This is a genomic window from Sinomonas susongensis, from assembly GCF_005877005.1.
In the GTDB taxonomy this organism is placed as follows: domain Bacteria; phylum Actinomycetota; class Actinomycetes; order Actinomycetales; family Micrococcaceae; genus Sinomonas; species Sinomonas susongensis.
Genome location: NZ_SSNH01000008.1, coordinates 77,851 through 94,582 on the forward strand (window position 1 = coordinate 77,851; position 16,732 = coordinate 94,582).

Below are 16,732 nucleotides of genomic sequence, written 5' to 3' on the forward strand. Positions count from 1 at the left end.
GAGTTGAGTGCAGATCGCTCAACTTGACCGGGCGACGTCGGCGACGGCGCCACGGTGAGGTTGGCCTCTTTCGAGCATCAGCAATCAGCAGGAGGAACTATGTCCCGCGCAGTCGGTATCGACCTGGGAACCACCAACTCCGTCGTGTCCGTCCTCGAGGGCGGCGAGCCGACGGTCATCGCGAACGCTGAAGGCGGCCGCACCACGCCGTCCGTCGTCGCGTTCTCCAAGACCGGCGAGGTCCTCGTCGGCGAGATCGCCAAGCGCCAGGCGGTGAACAACATCGAGCGCACGATCTCTTCGGTCAAGCGCCACATGGGCACCGACTGGACCATCAACATCGACGACAAGAAGTACACGCCGCAGGAGATCTCCGCGCGCATCCTCATGAAGCTCAAGAACGACGCCGAGTCGTACCTGGGCGAGAAGGTCACCGACGCGGTCATCACCGTCCCGGCCTACTTCAACGACGCCGAGCGCCAGGCCACGAAGGAGGCCGGCGAGATCGCGGGCCTCAACGTGCTCCGCATCATCAACGAGCCCACCGCGGCGGCCCTCGCGTACGGCCTCGACAAGGGCAAGGAAGACGAGCTCATCCTCGTCTTCGACCTCGGCGGCGGCACCTTCGACGTCTCCCTCCTCGAGGTCGGCAAGGACGAGGACGGCTTCTCGACCATCCAGGTCCGTGCGACCGCCGGCGACAACCGCCTCGGCGGCGACGACTGGGACCAGCGCGTCGTCGAGTACCTGCTCAGCCAGCTCAAGCTCAAGGGCATCGACCTCTCCAAGGACCGCATCGCGCTCCAGCGTCTTCGCGAGGCAGCCGAGCAGGCCAAGAAGGAGCTCTCGTCCTCGACGAGCACCAACATCTCGCTCCAGTACCTCTCGGTCACCCCGGACGGCCCCGTCCACCTCGACGAGTCGCTCTCCCGCGCCAAGTTCCAGGACCTCACGAAGGACCTCCTCGAGCGCACCAAGAAGCCGTTCCACGACGTCATCGCCGAGGCTGGCATCAAGGTCTCGGACATCAACCACGTGGTGCTCGTCGGCGGTTCGACCCGCATGCCTGCCGTCTCGGACCTCGTGAAGGAGCTCACGGGCGGCAAGGAGCCGAACAAGGGCGTGAACCCTGACGAGGTCGTCGCTGTCGGCGCTGCCCTCCAGGCCGGCGTCCTCAAGGGCGAGCGCAAGGACGTCCTGCTCATCGACGTCACCCCGCTCTCCCTCGGCATCGAGACCAAGGGCGGCATCATGACGCACCTGATCGAGCGCAACACGGCCATCCCGACCAAGCGCTCGGAGACGTTCACGACGGCGGACGACAACCAGCCGTCCGTGTCGATCCAGGTGTTCCAGGGCGAGCGCGAGTTCACCCGCGACAACAAGCCGCTCGGCACGTTCGAGCTGACCGGCATCGCGCCGGCCCCCCGCGGCATCCCGCAGATCGAGGTCACCTTCGACATCGACGCCAACGGCATCGTCCACGTCTCCGCGAAGGACAAGGGCACCGGCAAGGAGCAGTCGATGACCATCACGGGCGGCACCGCGCTGTCCAAGGATGACATCGAGCGCATGGTCGCCGACGCCGAGGCCCACGCGGCCGAGGACAAGAAGCGCCGCGAGGCTGCGGACACCCGCAACACCGCGGAGCAGCTCGCATACTCGGTCGACAAGCTCATCGCCGACAACAAGGACAAGCTGCCTGAGGACGTCCGCAACCAGGTCCAGGGCGACGTCGATGCCCTCAAGAAGGCCCTCGAGGGGACCGACGACGACGCGGTGAAGGCCGCGTTCGAGAAGCTCCAGCAGTCGCAGTCCAAGCTCGGCGAGGCGATCTACGCGTCGCAGGGCGCGGCCGGTGCCGACGGCGCGCAGCCCACCGACGGCGCGGGCTCGGCCAGCGCGGGCGCGGCGGGGCACGACGAGGACATCGTCGACGCGGAGATCGTCGACGAGGACGAGAAGAAGTAAGCCATGGCCCCCCACCACGGCAATGAAGAAGAGCACGAGGTCCGGGGCGAACCCCAGAAGCCTGTGATCCGGGACAACCGCAAGGTTGACCCGGTCACGGGCGGGGTCCGGCACCCGCAGGATCAGCCCGAGACGGCCCCCGAGGGCACTGCCGAGGCTGGTCCCGCCGGACCGGCGGACGCGACCAACGCAGACCTGCCCGAGCACGAGGAGATTCGACCGGTGGACGATGCCCACGACTCGGAGGACGTCCTTGCCCAGGCCGAGCGGATTCTGACTGAGGCGGAGGGGGTCCAGAATGAGGCCGCCGAGCTCCGTGCGGATCTGCAGCGGCTCCAGGCCGAGTACGTCAACTACCGCAGGCGCGTCGACCGCGACCGGGCTGTTGCGGGTGAGGTCGCCGTCATGGGCGTCCTCTCCTCGATCCTGCCGGTCCTGGACGACATCGATGCGGCGCGGGCGCACGGCGACCTCACCGAAGGTCCGTTCGCGTCCATCGCGGCCAAGCTCGAGGGGATCCTCACGAGCCATGGCCTCGAGCGGATCGACGCGACGGGAGTGGAGTTCGACCCGAACATCCACGAGGCCCTCATCCAGCAGCCGGGCGAGGGGATCGAGGTCGACACCGTGCAGCAGGTCCTCCGGGCCGGCTACCGGACCCCGTCGCGCGTCCTCCGCGCGGCGCAGGTCATCGTCGCCGTTCCGTAAGGCCCTGCAAGCTCCGTTTCGGGTACAGATAATCCCCTTCGGAGGCGTTTCGGGTACGCGAACTACACCGTCCGCGTACCCGAAACGAAGAATTTGGGGATTATCTGTACCCGAGACGATAAGAATGATGAAGGAACGAGAAGGAGGCCCCAGTGGCTAGTCAGGATTGGGTGGAGAAGGACTTCTACTCCATTCTCGGCGTGCCCAAGGACGCCTCCGAAGCCGACATCAAGAAGGCCTACCGAAAGCTTGCACGCAAGTACCATCCTGACCAGAACCCGGGAGACCCCGAGGCAGAGAAGAAGTTCAAGGACATCACCGAGGCGAACTCGGTCCTGAGCGACCCCGAGGAGCGCCAGCAGTACGACGCCATCCGCGCGATGGGCGGTGCCCGCTTCACGGCCGGCGGCCCAGGCGCGGCGGGGCAGGGAGCAGCTGGCTTCGAGGACCTCTTCGGAGGCCTGTTCGGCGGCGGAGCCGGCCGGCACTCCCGGGGATTCAACACGGGCAACCTCCCGCCGGAGTTCGCCGACCTGTTCGGCGGTTTCAGCACAGGGGGCGGCGGCTTCAGCACGGGAGGCGCCGGCTACCAGGCACCGCCCCAGCGCGGAGGCGACCGGCAGGCGACCACCACGATCTCGTTCGCGGGCTCGATCCGCGGCACGACTGTGGGCCTGCGCGAGCAGAACGGCGAGGTGATCGAGGTCCGCATCCCTGCCGGGATCCGCGACGGCCAGAAGGTCCGCGTTCGCGGCAAGGGAAGCCCCGGATCCGGTGGTCCCGGCGACCTCATGGTCACGGTCCACGTGACCCCGCACGAGTTCTTCACGCGCGAGGGCGACAACATCCGGATCCACGTGCCCGTGAGCTTCGACGAGGCCGCGCTCGGCGCCCAGATCGAGGTCCCGACGCTCGACGGCCGCACCGTGCGGATGAAGATTCCCGCCGGCACGAACTCGGGGCGGACGCTCCGGGTCAAGGGCCAGGGCGTCAAGACGTCCAAGGGCACGGGGGACCTCCTCGTGACGGTCGACGTCGTCGTGCCGCAGAACCTCTCCAAGGAGGCGGAGGAGGCCGTGCGGGCCTTCGCGGCGGCGACCGCCAAGAACTCCGAGTCGAACCCGCGGACCGGCTTGGCCGCAAAGGCAAGGCTGTAGACCATGGCCATCGATCCGTACGCTCCGATCTTCGTGATCTCCGTGGCGGCGGAGCTGGCCGAGATGCACCCTCAGACCCTCCGCCAATACGACCGTATGGGCCTCGTCTCGCCTTCGCGCCAGTCGGGCCGGCAGCGGCGCTATTCGCAGCACGACGTCGAACTCCTCCGGGAGGTCCAGCGCCTTTCGAAGGACGGTGTCTCCCTCGAGGGCATCCGTCGCATCCTCGAGCTCGAGAACCAGGTGGCCGCACTCCGGGCTCGCGTGTCCGAACTCGAGCAGGAAGTCGCCGACGCGCGGCGGCGGGGTCCTGACTCGCGCCGGGTGTTCGCCGCGGGCATGGCGGGCGACGTCGTGACCCTCACGCGAGGGCAGCGGCCCGAGCAGCGGTCGCAGGCCGTCGTCGTCTGGCGCCCGCGGCCGGCCGGCGCCTCGCCGAGGCCCATCCAGTTCTGAGGCCGGGCGCCCTCACGTCGCCGGTGGCCGGGCGCCCACAGTTCTCCCAACGTTCACCTTGGCCTTTGCGAGCCGGGGAGGGCGGCCGTCGTACGGTCGAAGCGTGTCCGACCGCGCGAACCAGGAGGCCCCAGTGCCCGCGAACCAGCACCCCGTCGTCCTGCCCGCCGAGGCCCTTGAGGGCACCGACGCCGATCTCGTGGACGCCAACATCGACGTCGTCAACGCCATGTACGCCGAGCTGCTCGGCGAGGACGAGATCAGCCTCAACGCGCTGCGCAGCTACTACGTCGACTTCTACCTGACCGAGGCGCTCGAGGGCGGGTTCGCCCAGTACGTCGTGAGCGCGGGCGACCGCGAAGGGCTCGACGAGCTCATCCGCGACGGCCTGCGCGAGATGGGCGCCCTCCGCCACCTCGAGCTGTTCGACGCGGCAGCCGAGGCCTTCGACTCCCTGAGCGATGACGACGCCGAGGTGTACCTCGTGGGCGACGGCGAGGTCTCTGAGGCGGTCGCCGCCATCGAAGCGCTCGACGACGAATTCGAGGAGATCCTCGAGACCGAGGATCTCGTGGCGCTCAACGGCGCGTGGCTCCGCGCTCAGGAGGGCCTCCTCGCCCTCGACGACGACGGCATCGAGGACGAGATTGCCCGCCGCGTGGGCCTCATCCCCAACCTCGAGGAGCGCCGGGCCGAGGCCGAGGCGCTCGAGGACGGGTTCGACGACGCCTACGACGACGACTTCGAAGACGACGACGCCGACCTTGACGACCCTGAAGAGGCGGACGCCGACGAGGCCGAGGATGAGGGCCTCGACAAGGAGGACGCCCACGAGGCAGAGGGCGTCAAGCAGCGCTGACCGGCGTCACGCAGCCCTGAACTGCGGGCACGCCTCGTTGGAACACCCGCGATCGCGCGGGATCCAGCGTTCGCCCTCCTGGTTCCAGACGACGTGCCGGTGTTGCCCGCACAGCTCGCACGTCGGGGCGACGTAGCTGCGCTTTTCGTCTTCCGTGTAGCTGCGGAAGTCCGCCATGACTCCTCCTCGCTTCGGGGTAACCCAATCTACTCCGGCCCCCAAAGCAGCGGGGAGGGTCTCAGTAGCCCGACGTGCCGGAATTGTCGGAGGAGTTCGTCGGGCTCGACATGGTGGCCGTGAGCGGTGTCTGGACCAATGAGCCGTCGGCTCCCACGACGTACCACACGCCCGCTACGCCCTGCCCGTTGACCTGGCCTGCAGCCGTGTCCTTCGCGTAGTAGTAGATGGGCATCCCGTTGATCGTGACCTGCTGCCTCCCGTCGGAGGTGGTGATGGCGCCGATCTTGCCCGTCACTCCCTGGAGCTTCGGGGCGCTCGCGCTGATCACGGCCGGCCAGAGGGTCGCGCAGCCGCCCGTGCACGCGCTCGTGGTCGTGCCAGAGTGGTCGAGCGTGTAGAAGTAGACGGTCTTGCCCTCGCCGTCGACCACGATCGTCTGGCCGCCGACGGCAGCCGTCTTCAACGTCTCGGATTCCTCCGAGGGCGAGGACGCAGCCGACGACGAGGACGAGGACGACGACGAGGACGACGACGAGGACGACGCTGCGGCGGTGCTCGACGCCGTCGTGCTGCTTCCGCCCCCGCCGCACCCGGCGAGTGCGAGGGCGGACACCGCCGACGCGGCCGCGAAGAACAGGGCTGCTCGCTTGTTCATGATGTGCCTTTCACTCTGAGGCGGCTCTCAGCCGTCGCTCTGGAGACGACGTCGGGTCCCGTTCGGTTCAAGCCGAGCGCGTGGTGGTTCGGGCGAGGACAATTGGCGGCAGCAGGCTGTGGGAACAGTGAACCGTTCCGGGGCGCGCGTCGTCTTAGGGGCGGAAAGGTCAGCCGGGAGCCGGGAGCACCATGCCTATGGACGAGGACGCGGTCGCGGCGATCTACCGCGACCACGGCGCGGCGCTCAGGCGCTTCGCCCGCGGGGCCGTGGGCAGCGAGGAGCAGGCTGAGGACATCGTGCAGGAAGCGATCGTGCGGGTGTGGCGGCAAGCACCGGAGACGACGGCGGGGCTCCGGCCGTACCTCTACCGGACCGTGCGCAACCTCATCGTCGACCAGCACCGCGAGCGATCCCGCCGGCCGAAGACGGTGCCTTCGCAGGGGGCCGACGGTTTCGACACTGCCGTTGACGCCGAACGCATCGACGAGCTCCTGGACCGCGTCGTCATGGAGGAGGCACTCATGCGGCTCACCCGCGAGCATCGGGCCGCGCTTGTCGCGGTGCACTACCGCAGGCTCAGCGTGCAGGAAGCGGCGCGCGAGCTGGGCGTACCGGCCGGGACTGTGAAGTCGCGCTGCTTCTACGCCCTCAAGGCCCTCCGCGCTGCGCTCGATGAAATGGGGGTCGAAAGGTGACCCTCCATCATCACGAGGCGCGCCTCGCGCTCGGCGCCTACCTCCTCGGTGCCCTCGACCAAGAGGAAGCCCGCGCCGTCGAGGCCCACCTCTCCACGTGCCCCGACTGCCGAGCCGAAGTCGAAGGGCTCGAGACGCTGCCTGCCCTGCTGGACGCCGTCCCCCCGTCGCGCGCAGTGATGCTCGGGGATGCCCCCGTGCTCGCAGATGTCCCGACCGCGCTCGCGGACACCCCTGCGCCGCCGGCCCTTCTGGCGAGAGTGCGCGCCCGCCGTCGTGCGCTCCGCCTGCGGTGGACCGGAGCGCTTGCCGGCGCCGCCGCGGCGTCGCTCGCGCTCGGCGTTGCGCTCGGCCCGGTCGTGGAGGGGGCAGGCGAACAGCGCCCGGGCCCGACGGCGGCCCAGAGCCCGAGCACCTCGCCGGCCGCCTCCTATTCGCTCACGTCGTCCGACGGCGCGGAGGTCGACCTGACGCTCGTCCGCAAGGGCTGGGGCACGGAGCTGGACCTGGTGTGCCGCGAGATGCCCTCGGCCGGCGTGTTCAGCGTCTGGGTCGTGGCTGACGACGGCGCGCAGGAGCGGGCTGCGAGCTGGAGCTCGACAGGCTACGCGGGACGCGCGGTCGTGACCGGAGCGACGTCGTACCAGCTGGCCTCGATCCGTTCGATCCAGATCCGCGACGATGCCCAGCACACCCTCGCGAGCGTCTCGGTCGCTGCCACGCCACCGGGCTGAGCCGTCCACCGACCGGCCATCGGCCACGATTCAGCCGGGGCCGCGATTTTCAGCCGAGCCCGTGACTGATCCGCCAACGGGGGGTAGCACTGGAACATGACGTCGACTGCACTGGGCCCCGGACAGGATCTCGCACAGAAGCGCCCCGGCCGGAGGGCCGTGCAGTCCCTCGTCGACGAACTCCGCGCTCGGATCGAGGGCGACGTCGACGATTCCTCCCTCGCCAGAGCCCTCTACTCCTCTGACGCCACCAACTACCGGGTGGTGCCGAGCGTCGTCGTGCTCCCGCGATCGCGGGACGACGTGCTCGTGGCGGTCGCGGCTGCGCGCGAGCGGCGCGTCCCTGTGACGGTGCGGGGCGCGGGCACTTCCATGGCCGGGAACGCCGTAGGGCCGGGGCTCGTGATCGACTTCTCCCGGTACCTCAACCGCATCGTCTCGGTCGACCCGGAGGCGAGGACCGCCGTGGTAGAGCCTGGCGTGGTGCTCGCCGATCTGGAGGCTGCGTGCGCACCGCACGGCCTGCGGTTCGGCCCGGACCCCGCGAGCGGCAGCCGCTGCACGCTCGGCGGGATGATCGGAAACAACGCGTGCGGGGCGCACGCCATGTCGTACGGCAGGACGGCGGACAACGTCCTGTCCCTGACATGGCTCACCGGCTCGGGCGAGGTCATCACGGCGTCGGCCGGCGCGGACGGGTTCGACGCGGTCCCGGGGCTCGCCGCGCTCGTCGACCGGCACCTCCCCGTCCTGCGGAAGGAGTTCGGCCGCTTCAGCCGCCAGGTCTCGGGCTACTCGCTCGAGCACCTCCTGCCGGAGAAGGGCCGCAACCTCGCGGCCACCCTCGTGGGCGTCGAAGGCACGTGCGGCGTGCTCCTCGACGCGACCCTCCGGCTCGTCCCCCGCGCTCAGGCGCCCGCGCTCGCCGTCCTCGGCTACTGCGACCTCGCCGCCGCGGCCGACGACGTCCCTAACCTCCTCCCATTCCATCCCCTCGCGCTCGAGGGGCTCGACACGAGGCTGCTCGACGCCCTCCGGCGGGCGAAGGGCCCGGCCAGCGTGCCCGACCTCCCTGAGGGCGGATGCCTCCTGCTCGCGGAGGTCCCGGGGGACACGCCCGAGGAGGCGGAGCAGGCCGCGCGGAGGCTCGCCGACGCCGCTGCCACGGACGAGACGCAGGTGTTGCCGGCGGGGGAGCGGAGCGCCCGGCTCTGGCGCATCCGCGAGGACGCAGCCGGGCTCGCCGGGCGGAACGAGAAGGACGACCAGGCATGGCCCGGTTGGGAGGACTCCGCGGTCCCGCCGGAGAAGCTCGGCGACTACCTCCGTGATCTCGCCGCCATCCTGGACGACGAGGGCCTCACCGCCATGGCCTACGGCCACCTGGGCGACGGCTGCGTGCACATGCGCATCGACTTCCCGCTCGACCACGACGGCGCGGCCATGCGCCGCTTCCTCGAACGGGCGGCGGCGCTCGTCGCCCGCTACGGGGGCTCGCTCTCCGGCGAGCACGGCGACGGACGGGCCCGCTCGGAGCTGCTGCCCGTCATGTACAGCGCGGAGGCCCTCGGCGCGATGGCCGAGTTCAAGGCCCTTTTCGATCCCGACGACTTCCTGAACCCCGGCGTCGTGGTGCATCCCGCGCCGCTCGATGCCGACCTGCGCCGTCCGCGGGCGACCGAGCTCCACGTCACCGGAGGCTTCGCTTTCGCGCACGACGGCGGGAGCGTCACCAAGGCGGTCCACCGCTGCGTCGGCGTCGGCAAGTGCCGCGCGGATCCTCGCGGCCGGGGCGGCTTCATGTGTCCCTCGTACATCGCGACGCGGGAGGAGAAGGACTCGACGCGCGGCCGCGCCCGGACACTCCAGGAGATGCTCAACGGCGGTGTCGTGCAGCTCGGCTGGCGTTCGCCCGAGGTGCACGCGGCGCTCGACCTGTGCCTGAGCTGCAAGGCCTGCTCGACCGACTGCCCCACCGGGATCGACATGGCGATGTACAAGTCCCAGACGCTCTACGAGACGTATCGGGGACGGCTCCGTCCGCGGAGCCATTACTCCCTCGGGCGCCTCCCGCAGTGGCTGCGGCTCGCGGCCCCGTTTGCGCCGCTCGCCAACGGGGTGGCACGCGTTCCGGCCGCGCGGAAGGCCATTCTCAGGCTCATGGGCGCGGACCCCAGGCGGTCGCTCCCGCGCCTTCCGAGGGCGCCTTTCCGCTGGGACCGGCGCTCGCGCCGCCGTCGTCCGGCCGTCGAGGGGGCCCCGAAGGCGCTGCTCTGGGTCGACACGTTCTCGGACGCGCTCGATCCCGAGATCCCGCGGGCGGCCCTCGAGGTGCTCGAGGCGGCGGGCTGCGACGTCGAAGTCGCAGGATCCGGCGCCTGCTGCGGGCTCACGTACATCTCGACCGGCCAGCTCGACGCCGCCAAGTCCCGCCTCCGCAACACCCTCGACGTGCTCGTCCCGCACGTCAGGGCCGGCCGGACCGTCGTCGGCCTCGAGCCGAGCTGCACCGCCGTCCTCCGCTCAGACCTTCTCGAACTCCTGCCGGACGACCCGCGGGCCAAGGAGCTCGCGGGCGCCGTCAGGACCGTCGCCGAGTACCTCACCTCGCTCGACTGGACCCCGCCGCGCGCCGCCGAGGAGCTCCTCGTCCAGCCCCACTGCCATCACTACTCGGTGATGGGCTACGGCGCGGACCGACGCCTGCTCGAGGCGATGGGCTGCGACGTCGAGGTCTCGGCGGGATGCTGCGGCCTCGCAGGGAACTTCGGCATGGAGCAAGGCCATTACGAGGTCTCGGAGACGATCGCGCGGGGCGGGATCCTCGCGAAGGCCGCGGCCTCGCCCGGCCGCACGATCCTCGCAGACGGGTTCTCGTGCCGCACCCAGGTCCGGGATCTCGCGGGCCTGGGCAGCCGTCACCTCGTCCAAGTGCTCGCGGAGGCGCTGCGGAAGGGTGGCGCCGAATGAGGGCGTCCCGGTTCAGCGCGCTGAGAGCGCCGCGGACTCGTTCGGGGCGAGCGACTCCGCGGGGCGCCCGACTACCCGGACGGGCGGCTGGCGTCCGGCCCGGTGCGAGAGCACCACGCCGGCGATCACGACGAGGCAGCCGAGCGGCTGGTTCCAGCTCAGGCCCTCGCCGAGCACCGCGACCCCGAGCGAGACGCCGACGAGCGGGGTGAGGTACGTGACCGTCGAGGCCGTGACGGCGCCCCAGTGCGTCACGATGGCGGTGTTCCAGATGTACGCGATCCCCGTGCCGAAGACGCCGAGCAGCGCGAGCGCGGCGAGGGCAAGGGGAGCGGGCGTGGGCTGGGACGCGAACGGCGCCGCGAGGAACGGCGCGGCGGCCACGGCGACGGCCGCCGCCATCGTGAGCTGCACCGTCGAGACGGTCACGCTGTCGTACGTGTACCGGCCGACGACGAAGCGCCGCAGGTAGGCGAAGCCGAGCCCGTAGCAGGCTGTTGCGCCGAGGCACGCGAACTCGGCGGGTACGGAGGCGAGGAGGGCTGGATCACCGGCGAGGCTCCAGGGCCCTACGACGAGGACGACGCCGAGCCCGCCGATGGCGATGCCCGCGCCCTGCCGCGGTCGCATCCGCTCGGTCGGCACGACCGCGGCCGTCGCGACAGCGGTCATGAGCGGCGTCGCCGCGTTGAGGATCGCGGACAAGCCGGATGGGAGGGACTCGCCCGCCCACGCGAAGAGACTGAAGGGGACCACGCAGAGCAGCAGCCCGACGACCGTCATGTGTCCCCAGAAGCGGGGCTCGCGCGGCCAGTGGCGGTCCGTGATGACCATGATGGTGCGCAGCGTGATGGCCCCGAGGACAATCCGTCCGACTGCGACCTGTCCCGGCGCGAGGCCGATGAGGGACTCTTTGATGAGCAGGAAGCTCGACCCCCAGATGAGGGCCAGGGCCACGTAGGCGGCCGCGAGGCTCACGCGGCGGCGGGTTTTCATACCGATAATGTCGCGCCGAGCGGAACATGAATCAAATACATTCAGAGCAAGGAGCTATAGCATTGATGCATGGCTCCGACCGTTCCGCAGCTTCGCACTCTGCTTGCAGTCGTCGACTCGGGTTCCTTCACCGGCGCAGCCCAGGCGTTGGGCGTCAGCCAGTCCTCCGTGTCCCGCACGCTCCGCGCCCTCGAGGAGGACATCGGAGGAGCGCTCCTCGACCGTGAACGGGGCAACGCCCCGACGGCGCTCGCCGCCGAGGTCCTCCCGCATGCAAGGGCGGCCGTCGCCGCGCTCGAGGCCCTCGACGGCAGCGTCCGCGCACGCTCCGGCGTGCCCGAGGGGAGGGTGCGCGTGGGTGCCGTCCCGACGGTGATCCAGGGGCTGCTGCCCGGGCTGCTGAGCGTGTGGGCCGCCCGGCTGCCGAAGGTCGAAGTCAGCATCTTCGAGGGCGACGACGACGAGATGTCCGAGTGGCTCGAGACCGGCATGGTGGACGCGGCCGTCCTCGTCGATCCGCATCCCGACCCCGCTGGTTCGGTGCTCATCGGCGAAGACGAGCACTGCGCCGTCGTCCGCCGTGACCACCCGCTCGCGGGGGAGAGGGTCATGCCCCTCCGCGAGCTGCTCGAGGACGGGCTGATCGTGAGCATGGGCGGCTGCGAGGCCCAGGTCCGCCGCATCCACGCGATCGCGGGCCTCCCGTTCGAGACGCGTCAGCGGGTGCGGGAGCTCGCGACGCTCATCACGATGGTGCAGGAGGGCGTTGGGGTGGCCATCATGCCCCGGCTCGGCGAAGGCCTCCTCCCGGCGACGCTCCGCATGCTCCCCCTCGAGCCGACCGTCGGGCGGAGGCTCGTGCTGAGCGGCCCGACGACCCGGGCGTGGAGCCCGCTGGCGACGGCCCTCGTGGGCGCGCTGCACGCGGACACCCCGTAGTCACCCAGGGCTAGACCCGTACCGCCTCGAGGTCGAAGATCACTCGGCCGGCCTTGAGCGCCTTGTTCTCGAAGCTCGTGAGCACCCGGCCCTCGAAGCGCGGGGCCCAGCCGCCGGCGTCGTCCTTTTCGCCCGTCGGCTCGCAGTCGACGCCGGAGGCCCACGCCGCCGTGAGCGGACTCGCCGCGCCCGCCAGCTCGCCGTCGTGGGCGTTGCGGAAGTCGGGGGAGGAGGCGACGACGTCGCGCATCTGCTGCGCGTAGCCGGACCAGTCCGTGGCGAGCCGCCACACGCCCCCCGGGGCGAGCACACGGGCGGCGAGCTCGGCGAACGTGTCCTTCACGAGGCGGCGCTTGTGGTGCTTCGTCTTGTGCCAGGGATCCGGGAAGAAGACCCAGAGCTCGCTCACCGAGCCCTCGGGCAGCATCCATCCGAGCACTTCGGGCGCGTTGGCCTGCGCCACCCGGACGTTCGTGAGACCACGCTGGCCGATCCGGAGAAGCGTGTTCGCGAGCCCCGGACGGTAGACTTCGACGGCCAGGAAGTCGCGTTCCGGGCTCGCCTCGGCAGCGGCGACGATCGCCTCGCCGAGGCCCGAGCCGATCTCGACGACGAGGGGGGCCGTCCGCCCGAACTCGGCTTCGGCGTCGAACACGTAGTCGGGGTGCACGGAGGTGTCCGCCACGTGCCGCGGCACATCGACCACGAACGACGGCGCGTGCTCGTCCCACGCCTGCTGCCGGCGCCCCTGCAGCCTCGTCCCGCGGCGGACGAAGCTCACGGGCTGACGACGGTACGTCCCGAAGGAGGCCTGGCTGCCGGGCGTGATCGGGTTCTCGGGGGAGGGTCGCGCCTCCGCGGAGGGGTCGGGGTGCTGCTCGCTCATCGCCCCAAGCCTAGCGGCGAGGGCTGGCTGCCCGGTTGCCACGCCGGCCCTGATAGACTAGGAGGGTTGTTGCGCGCTTCGATGGCTCTCATTCAAGCCCAACAAGCGTCGATGAACGCGTTGACAGGCCCGCCCGCGCGCTGCTGCGCTGCGGAGTAGAGGCCCGGCTCCTTTCCTCGGCGAACCCGTGACGCCGACGTGGCCCATGGGACGATCCGATGATGGAGTTGCCTTACCCATGCCTGCCGCCACCTTTGTCTCGCTCGGCGTCCCCGCCGTGCTCGACCGCACCCTCGCTGCCCAGGGCATCGAGTCCCCGTTCCCGATCCAGACGGCCACGCTGCCGGACACCCTCGCCGGCCGTGACGTCCTCGGCCGCGGACGCACGGGTTCCGGGAAGACGCTTGCCTTCGCGATCCCGCTCGTGGCCCGCCTCGACGCGGCCGGTGCCGCCAGCGCCCGCACGCCGCGCCGCCCGCTCGGGCTCGTGCTCGCCCCCACCCGCGAACTCGCGACCCAGATCAACGCGACGGTCGAGCCCCTGGCCCGCGCGGCCGGGCTGACGACGACGGTCATCTTCGGCGGCGTCTCCCAGATGCGCCAGGAGCGTGCGCTCAACGCGGGCGTGGACATCGTCATCGCGTGCCCGGGCCGCCTCGAGGACCTCGGGCGCCAGGGGCTCGTCGACCTCGGCCGCGTCAGGATCACGGTGCTCGACGAGGCCGACCACATGGCGGACCTCGGCTTCCTCCCGGTCGTCCGGCGCCTGCTCGACACGACTCCGAAGGACGCCCAGCGGCTCCTCTTCTCTGCGACGCTGGACAACGGCGTCGATGCGCTCGTGAAGCGCTACCTCCACAACCCGCGCACCCACTCGGTGGACGAGGCACGTGCGGCCGTGACCACGATGGAGCACCACGTCTTCGTCGCCGCCGACGCGGGCGCCAAGAAGAACCTCGTCCACGCGCTCGCCTCGGGCCAGGGCCGTCGCGTCCTCTTCATGCGCACCAAGCACCACGCGAAGCGCCTTGCCAAGCAGCTCACGCAGGCCGGGATCCCCGCCGTCGACCTCCACGGCAACCTCTCCCAGAATGCGCGCGACCGCAACCTCGCCGACTTCTCGTCAGGGTCCGTGCGCGTGCTCGTTGCGACCGACGTCGCCGCCCGCGGCGTGCACGTCGATGACGTCGAACTCGTGGTGCACGTCGACCCGCCGGCCGAGCACAAGTCGTATCTGCACCGCTCCGGACGCACCGCCCGCGCGGGCTCCGAAGGCGCCGTCGTGACGGTTGCCCTCCCCGAACAGCAGCACGAGGTGCGCCAGCTCCTGCGCAACGCGGGAGTCAAGGTGGAATTCCAGCCCGTGACGTCGTCGTCGGCCGCCGTGACCGAGCTCGTCGGCGAGCCCGCCGAGTACGTCGACCCGGCGGAGCGCGAGGCGGCCGTCGCGGCCAAGCAGCCGCGGCAGGGCGGTGGGACGTCGACCGGCGCGAATGCGCAGCGCAAGCGTTCCCGGCGCGGACGCCCCGGCTCGGGTGCTGCGGCAGAGAGCCGCGGCACGGGTGAGCGGACGAGGGCGCGCGGCGCGACAACGCAGGGCAGGACGCCGACCCAGGGCAAGACTGCGCAGGCAAAGGCTCCTACGCAGGGCAGGACCCCCGGCTCGGCCGTCCAGGGTTCGGCGCAGAAGTCGGCCGCCGGGACGTCCAGGGGCAAGGCCGGGCGTGCTGCGGCGCCTCAGGCACCCGCCCGGGCGGGGCAGGGTGCTCCGACTTCGGCGCCGGGCCGTCGCGGCCCCCGACGCGCAGGGGCGCCTGCCTCGAACACTCGGCGGGGCTGAGCCCGCCCCGGGGGTGACGACAAACCCGGCGAGGGCGGGCAGACTGGACCCATGAAGACCCTGCTCAACCTCATCTGGTTCGTCTTCGGCGGCTTCGTGCTCGCCCTCGGCTACTTCCTGGCAGGCATCGTCTGCTGTCTCCTCATCGTCACGATCCCGTGGGGCATCGCCTCGTTCCGGATCGGCGCCTACGCCCTGTGGCCGTTCGGCCGCACGGTGGTGGACCGCCACGAGCACACGGGCGTCGCGACTGGTCTCGGCAACATCATCTGGCTCCTCGTCGCGGGCATCTGGATCGCCATCGGCCACGTCGCCACCGCGATCGCCATGGCCGCCACGATCGTCGGGCTCCCGCTCGCCCTCGCGAACATCAAGCTCATCCCCGTCTCGCTGTTCCCCCTCGGCAAGCGGATCGTGCCTTCGAACAGCCTCCTGCCCAGCTACAGCCACTGAACGCCAGGGAGTTCCTGGAACTCACAGGTACTACCACAACTGTGTTCCAGAACACTTTGTGACAGCGCGCCTCTGCGGCTATAAGTTGGGTACAACTAAGGAGGCCACATGCCGGAAATCGATCCTTCGTACGCGGGGGAATGGCGCTTCGACCCCGCCCACACGCGCCTTGGATTCTCAACCCGCCACGCGATGGTCACGAAGGTCCGTGGATCCTTCAACGATGTCGAAGGTGTCATCAACGTCGACCCCGAGGACCCGACCGCCTCCAGTGTCAACGTGACGATCAAGGTCGCGAGCATCGATACGCGCAACGCCCAGCGTGACGAGCACCTTCGCACCAACGACTTCTTCGATGCCCCGCATTATCCAGAGATCACGTTCGTGAGCAAGCGGATCGACCAGGTGGAGGAGAACAGCTTCATCGTGAGCGGCGATCTCACCATCCGCGGCGTCACGAAGGAGATCGCGATCCCGCTCGAGTTCATCGGGGTCGAACGCGACCCGATGGGCAACCTCCGCGCCGGCTTCGAGGGCTCCCGCCGGATCGACCGCAAGGACTTCGGGGTCAACTGGAACGCGGCCCTCGACTCGGGCGGTGTGCTCGTCTCCGACCGCATCCTGCTCGAGTTCGAGATCTCGGCGGTCAAGACCGAGGCGTCACAGAACTAGTCCATGGACGCGAACGAGGCGCCCGGGGGGCCGGCTCAGGCCGACCCGCTGGGCGCCTTCGTCGTCGTCGCGTGGATCGAACCCGCGGGGGTCGGCGTCCCGTTCAGCAAGCGCGAGTGGCCACTCCATGTGACGCTCCTGCGGTTCGACGCGCCCCGAGTTCCCGCGCTCGACGCCGTGGGTCGCGCGATCGCCGTCGACGACGGCCCGATACCGGTCGTCGTCGCGGGCGACGCCGACTTCGGCTTCCGCGGCCGCGTCCGGGTTTCCCTTGTGCAACCGGAGCCCAGGCTGCAGGCGCTGCACGACCGGATCGTCGCCGAGGTGGCGGAAGCGGTCGAGGCAGGGGGCGGACGCATCCACAGCCCCCAGCACACCGGCGCGGGCTTCCGGCCGCATATCAGCGTTCAGGGCGAGCGGCGGGTCCATCGCGGGGAGAGGCTGATCCTCGACACCTTTGCGCTCGTCGACATGGCGCCCGACGGCGACTCGTCCATCCGGGTCCCCGTGGCGGCATGGGGAGAAGGCGCTGGGCGGGCGGCTCGGCGGGCGTAGCTC

Annotated in this window: 17 protein-coding genes; 13 read left to right on the top strand and 4 right to left on the bottom strand. The window is 70.5% G+C overall.

The genetic code is table 11. The features are described 5' to 3' along the window. Positions 1-99 precede the first annotated feature (99 nt). From dnaK to E6A21_RS12070, 5 genes are all read left to right on the top strand, one after another. A complete protein-coding gene (gene dnaK / locus E6A21_RS12050) occupies positions 100-1,971 on the top strand; it encodes a molecular chaperone DnaK (RefSeq protein WP_138444403.1) in 1,872 nt (623 codons plus the stop codon). Positions 1,972-1,974: 3 nt separating this feature from the next. Continuing rightward, positions 1,975-2,679: a nucleotide exchange factor GrpE gene (locus E6A21_RS12055; protein ID WP_138444404.1), complete on the top strand. Its 705-nt coding sequence runs from the start codon at positions 1,975-1,977 to the stop codon at positions 2,677-2,679. Between the two features lie 152 nt (positions 2,680-2,831). After that, positions 2,832-3,836 (top strand): DnaJ C-terminal domain-containing protein, encoded by a 1,005-nt coding sequence (locus E6A21_RS12060; protein WP_138444405.1) that lies wholly within the window; start codon positions 2,832-2,834, stop codon positions 3,834-3,836. Between the two features lie 3 nt (positions 3,837-3,839). Continuing rightward, a complete protein-coding gene (locus tag E6A21_RS12065) occupies positions 3,840-4,292 on the top strand; it encodes a heat shock protein transcriptional repressor HspR (RefSeq protein WP_138444406.1) in 453 nt (150 codons plus the stop codon). A 103-nt stretch (positions 4,293-4,395) separates the two neighbouring features. Then, positions 4,396-5,151 carry a DMP19 family protein gene (locus tag E6A21_RS12070; protein ID WP_138444407.1) on the top strand — a complete coding sequence of 252 codons (756 nt, stop codon included), beginning with the start codon at positions 4,396-4,398 and terminating at the stop codon, positions 5,149-5,151. A 6-nt stretch (positions 5,152-5,157) separates the two neighbouring features. Here the strand turns inward: E6A21_RS12070 and E6A21_RS17915 are convergent, their stop codons facing one another. Continuing rightward, positions 5,158-5,328 carry a hypothetical protein gene (locus tag E6A21_RS17915; RefSeq protein ID WP_171041376.1) on the bottom strand — a complete coding sequence of 57 codons (171 nt, stop codon included), beginning with the start codon at positions 5,326-5,328 and terminating at the stop codon, positions 5,158-5,160. A 61-nt stretch (positions 5,329-5,389) separates the two neighbouring features. Continuing rightward, on the bottom strand, positions 5,390-5,986 hold the full coding sequence (locus E6A21_RS12075) for a COG4315 family predicted lipoprotein (protein WP_138444408.1): 597 nt from the start codon (positions 5,984-5,986) through the stop codon (positions 5,390-5,392). A 191-nt stretch (positions 5,987-6,177) separates the two neighbouring features. Between E6A21_RS12075 and E6A21_RS12080 the strand changes: the two genes are divergently transcribed. The 3 genes from E6A21_RS12080 to E6A21_RS12090 all read left to right on the top strand — a co-directional run bounded on the left by E6A21_RS12080 (position 6,178) and on the right by E6A21_RS12090 (position 10,388). Beyond that, complete coding sequence (locus E6A21_RS12080) at positions 6,178-6,684, top strand: sigma-70 family RNA polymerase sigma factor (RefSeq protein ID WP_138444409.1); 507 nt, start codon at positions 6,178-6,180, stop codon at positions 6,682-6,684. After that, a complete protein-coding gene (locus tag E6A21_RS12085; RefSeq protein ID WP_138444410.1) occupies positions 6,681-7,418 on the top strand; it encodes an anti-sigma factor family protein in 738 nt (245 codons plus the stop codon). Before E6A21_RS12080 ends, E6A21_RS12085 begins: the two co-directional genes overlap by 4 nt. A gap of 96 nt (positions 7,419-7,514) precedes the next feature. After that, complete coding sequence (locus E6A21_RS12090; protein ID WP_138444411.1) at positions 7,515-10,388, top strand: FAD-binding and (Fe-S)-binding domain-containing protein; 2,874 nt, start codon at positions 7,515-7,517, stop codon at positions 10,386-10,388. A gap of 12 nt (positions 10,389-10,400) precedes the next feature. Here E6A21_RS12090 and E6A21_RS12095 read toward each other — a convergent pair whose 3' ends face one another. Then, positions 10,401-11,384, bottom strand: a complete 984-nt coding sequence (locus E6A21_RS12095; protein ID WP_138444412.1) for a DMT family transporter — start codon at positions 11,382-11,384, stop codon at positions 10,401-10,403. 69 nt (positions 11,385-11,453) lie between these two features. Between E6A21_RS12095 and E6A21_RS12100 the strand changes: the two genes are divergently transcribed. Then, positions 11,454-12,323, top strand: coding sequence for a LysR family transcriptional regulator (locus E6A21_RS12100; protein ID WP_138444413.1), 870 nt, complete (start codon positions 11,454-11,456; stop codon positions 12,321-12,323). Between the two features lie 10 nt (positions 12,324-12,333). Here the strand turns inward: E6A21_RS12100 and trmB are convergent, their stop codons facing one another. Beyond that, the gene (trmB, locus tag E6A21_RS12105) at positions 12,334-13,209 is read right to left on the bottom strand and encodes a tRNA (guanosine(46)-N7)-methyltransferase TrmB (RefSeq protein ID WP_138444414.1); all 876 of its coding nucleotides are present in this window, start codon (positions 13,207-13,209) and stop codon (positions 12,334-12,336) included. A gap of 238 nt (positions 13,210-13,447) precedes the next feature. Here trmB and E6A21_RS12110 point away from each other — a divergent pair, with 238 nt between their 5' ends. From E6A21_RS12110 to E6A21_RS12125, 4 genes are all read left to right on the top strand, one after another. Then, on the top strand, positions 13,448-15,049 hold the full coding sequence (locus E6A21_RS12110) for a DEAD/DEAH box helicase (protein ID WP_171041377.1): 1,602 nt from the start codon (positions 13,448-13,450) through the stop codon (positions 15,047-15,049). Between the two features lie 51 nt (positions 15,050-15,100). Beyond that, entirely contained in the window at positions 15,101-15,502 is a 402-nt protein-coding gene (locus E6A21_RS12115; RefSeq protein ID WP_138444416.1) for a YccF domain-containing protein, read from the top strand. A gap of 108 nt (positions 15,503-15,610) precedes the next feature. Further along, positions 15,611-16,174, top strand: coding sequence for a YceI family protein (locus tag E6A21_RS12120; RefSeq protein WP_138444417.1), 564 nt, complete (start codon positions 15,611-15,613; stop codon positions 16,172-16,174). A 3-nt stretch (positions 16,175-16,177) separates the two neighbouring features. Next, the gene (locus E6A21_RS12125; RefSeq protein ID WP_138444418.1) at positions 16,178-16,729 is read left to right on the top strand and encodes a 2'-5' RNA ligase family protein; all 552 of its coding nucleotides are present in this window, start codon (positions 16,178-16,180) and stop codon (positions 16,727-16,729) included. Positions 16,730-16,732: the final 3 nt, after the last annotated feature.

What these genes read in the sequence shown, in the direction of transcription:
- E6A21_RS12115 (WP_138444416.1), top strand. Translation starts at nt 15,101, where the DNA reads ATGAAGACCCTGCTCAACCTCATCTGGTTCGTCTTCGGCGGCTTCGTG.
- E6A21_RS12110 (WP_171041377.1), top strand. Translation starts at nt 13,448, where the DNA reads ATGCCTGCCGCCACCTTTGTCTCGCTCGGCGTCCCCGCCGTGCTCGAC.
- E6A21_RS12125 (WP_138444418.1), top strand. Translation starts at nt 16,178, where the DNA reads ATGGACGCGAACGAGGCGCCCGGGGGGCCGGCTCAGGCCGACCCGCTG.
- E6A21_RS12055 (WP_138444404.1), top strand. Translation starts at nt 1,975, where the DNA reads ATGGCCCCCCACCACGGCAATGAAGAAGAGCACGAGGTCCGGGGCGAA.
- E6A21_RS12065 (WP_138444406.1), top strand. Translation starts at nt 3,840, where the DNA reads ATGGCCATCGATCCGTACGCTCCGATCTTCGTGATCTCCGTGGCGGCG.
- E6A21_RS17915 (WP_171041376.1), bottom strand. Translation starts at nt 5,328, where the DNA reads ATGGCGGACTTCCGCAGCTACACGGAAGACGAAAAGCGCAGCTACGTC.
- trmB (WP_138444414.1), bottom strand. Translation starts at nt 13,209, where the DNA reads ATGAGCGAGCAGCACCCCGACCCCTCCGCGGAGGCGCGACCCTCCCCC.
- E6A21_RS12095 (WP_138444412.1), bottom strand. Translation starts at nt 11,384, where the DNA reads ATGAAAACCCGCCGCCGCGTGAGCCTCGCGGCCGCCTACGTGGCCCTG.
- E6A21_RS12080 (WP_138444409.1), top strand. Translation starts at nt 6,178, where the DNA reads ATGCCTATGGACGAGGACGCGGTCGCGGCGATCTACCGCGACCACGGC.
- E6A21_RS12075 (WP_138444408.1), bottom strand. Translation starts at nt 5,986, where the DNA reads ATGAACAAGCGAGCAGCCCTGTTCTTCGCGGCCGCGTCGGCGGTGTCC.
- E6A21_RS12120 (WP_138444417.1), top strand. Translation starts at nt 15,611, where the DNA reads ATGCCGGAAATCGATCCTTCGTACGCGGGGGAATGGCGCTTCGACCCC.
- E6A21_RS12100 (WP_138444413.1), top strand. Translation starts at nt 11,454, where the DNA reads ATGGCTCCGACCGTTCCGCAGCTTCGCACTCTGCTTGCAGTCGTCGAC.
- dnaK (WP_138444403.1), top strand. Translation starts at nt 100, where the DNA reads ATGTCCCGCGCAGTCGGTATCGACCTGGGAACCACCAACTCCGTCGTG.
- E6A21_RS12090 (WP_138444411.1), top strand. Translation starts at nt 7,515, where the DNA reads ATGACGTCGACTGCACTGGGCCCCGGACAGGATCTCGCACAGAAGCGC.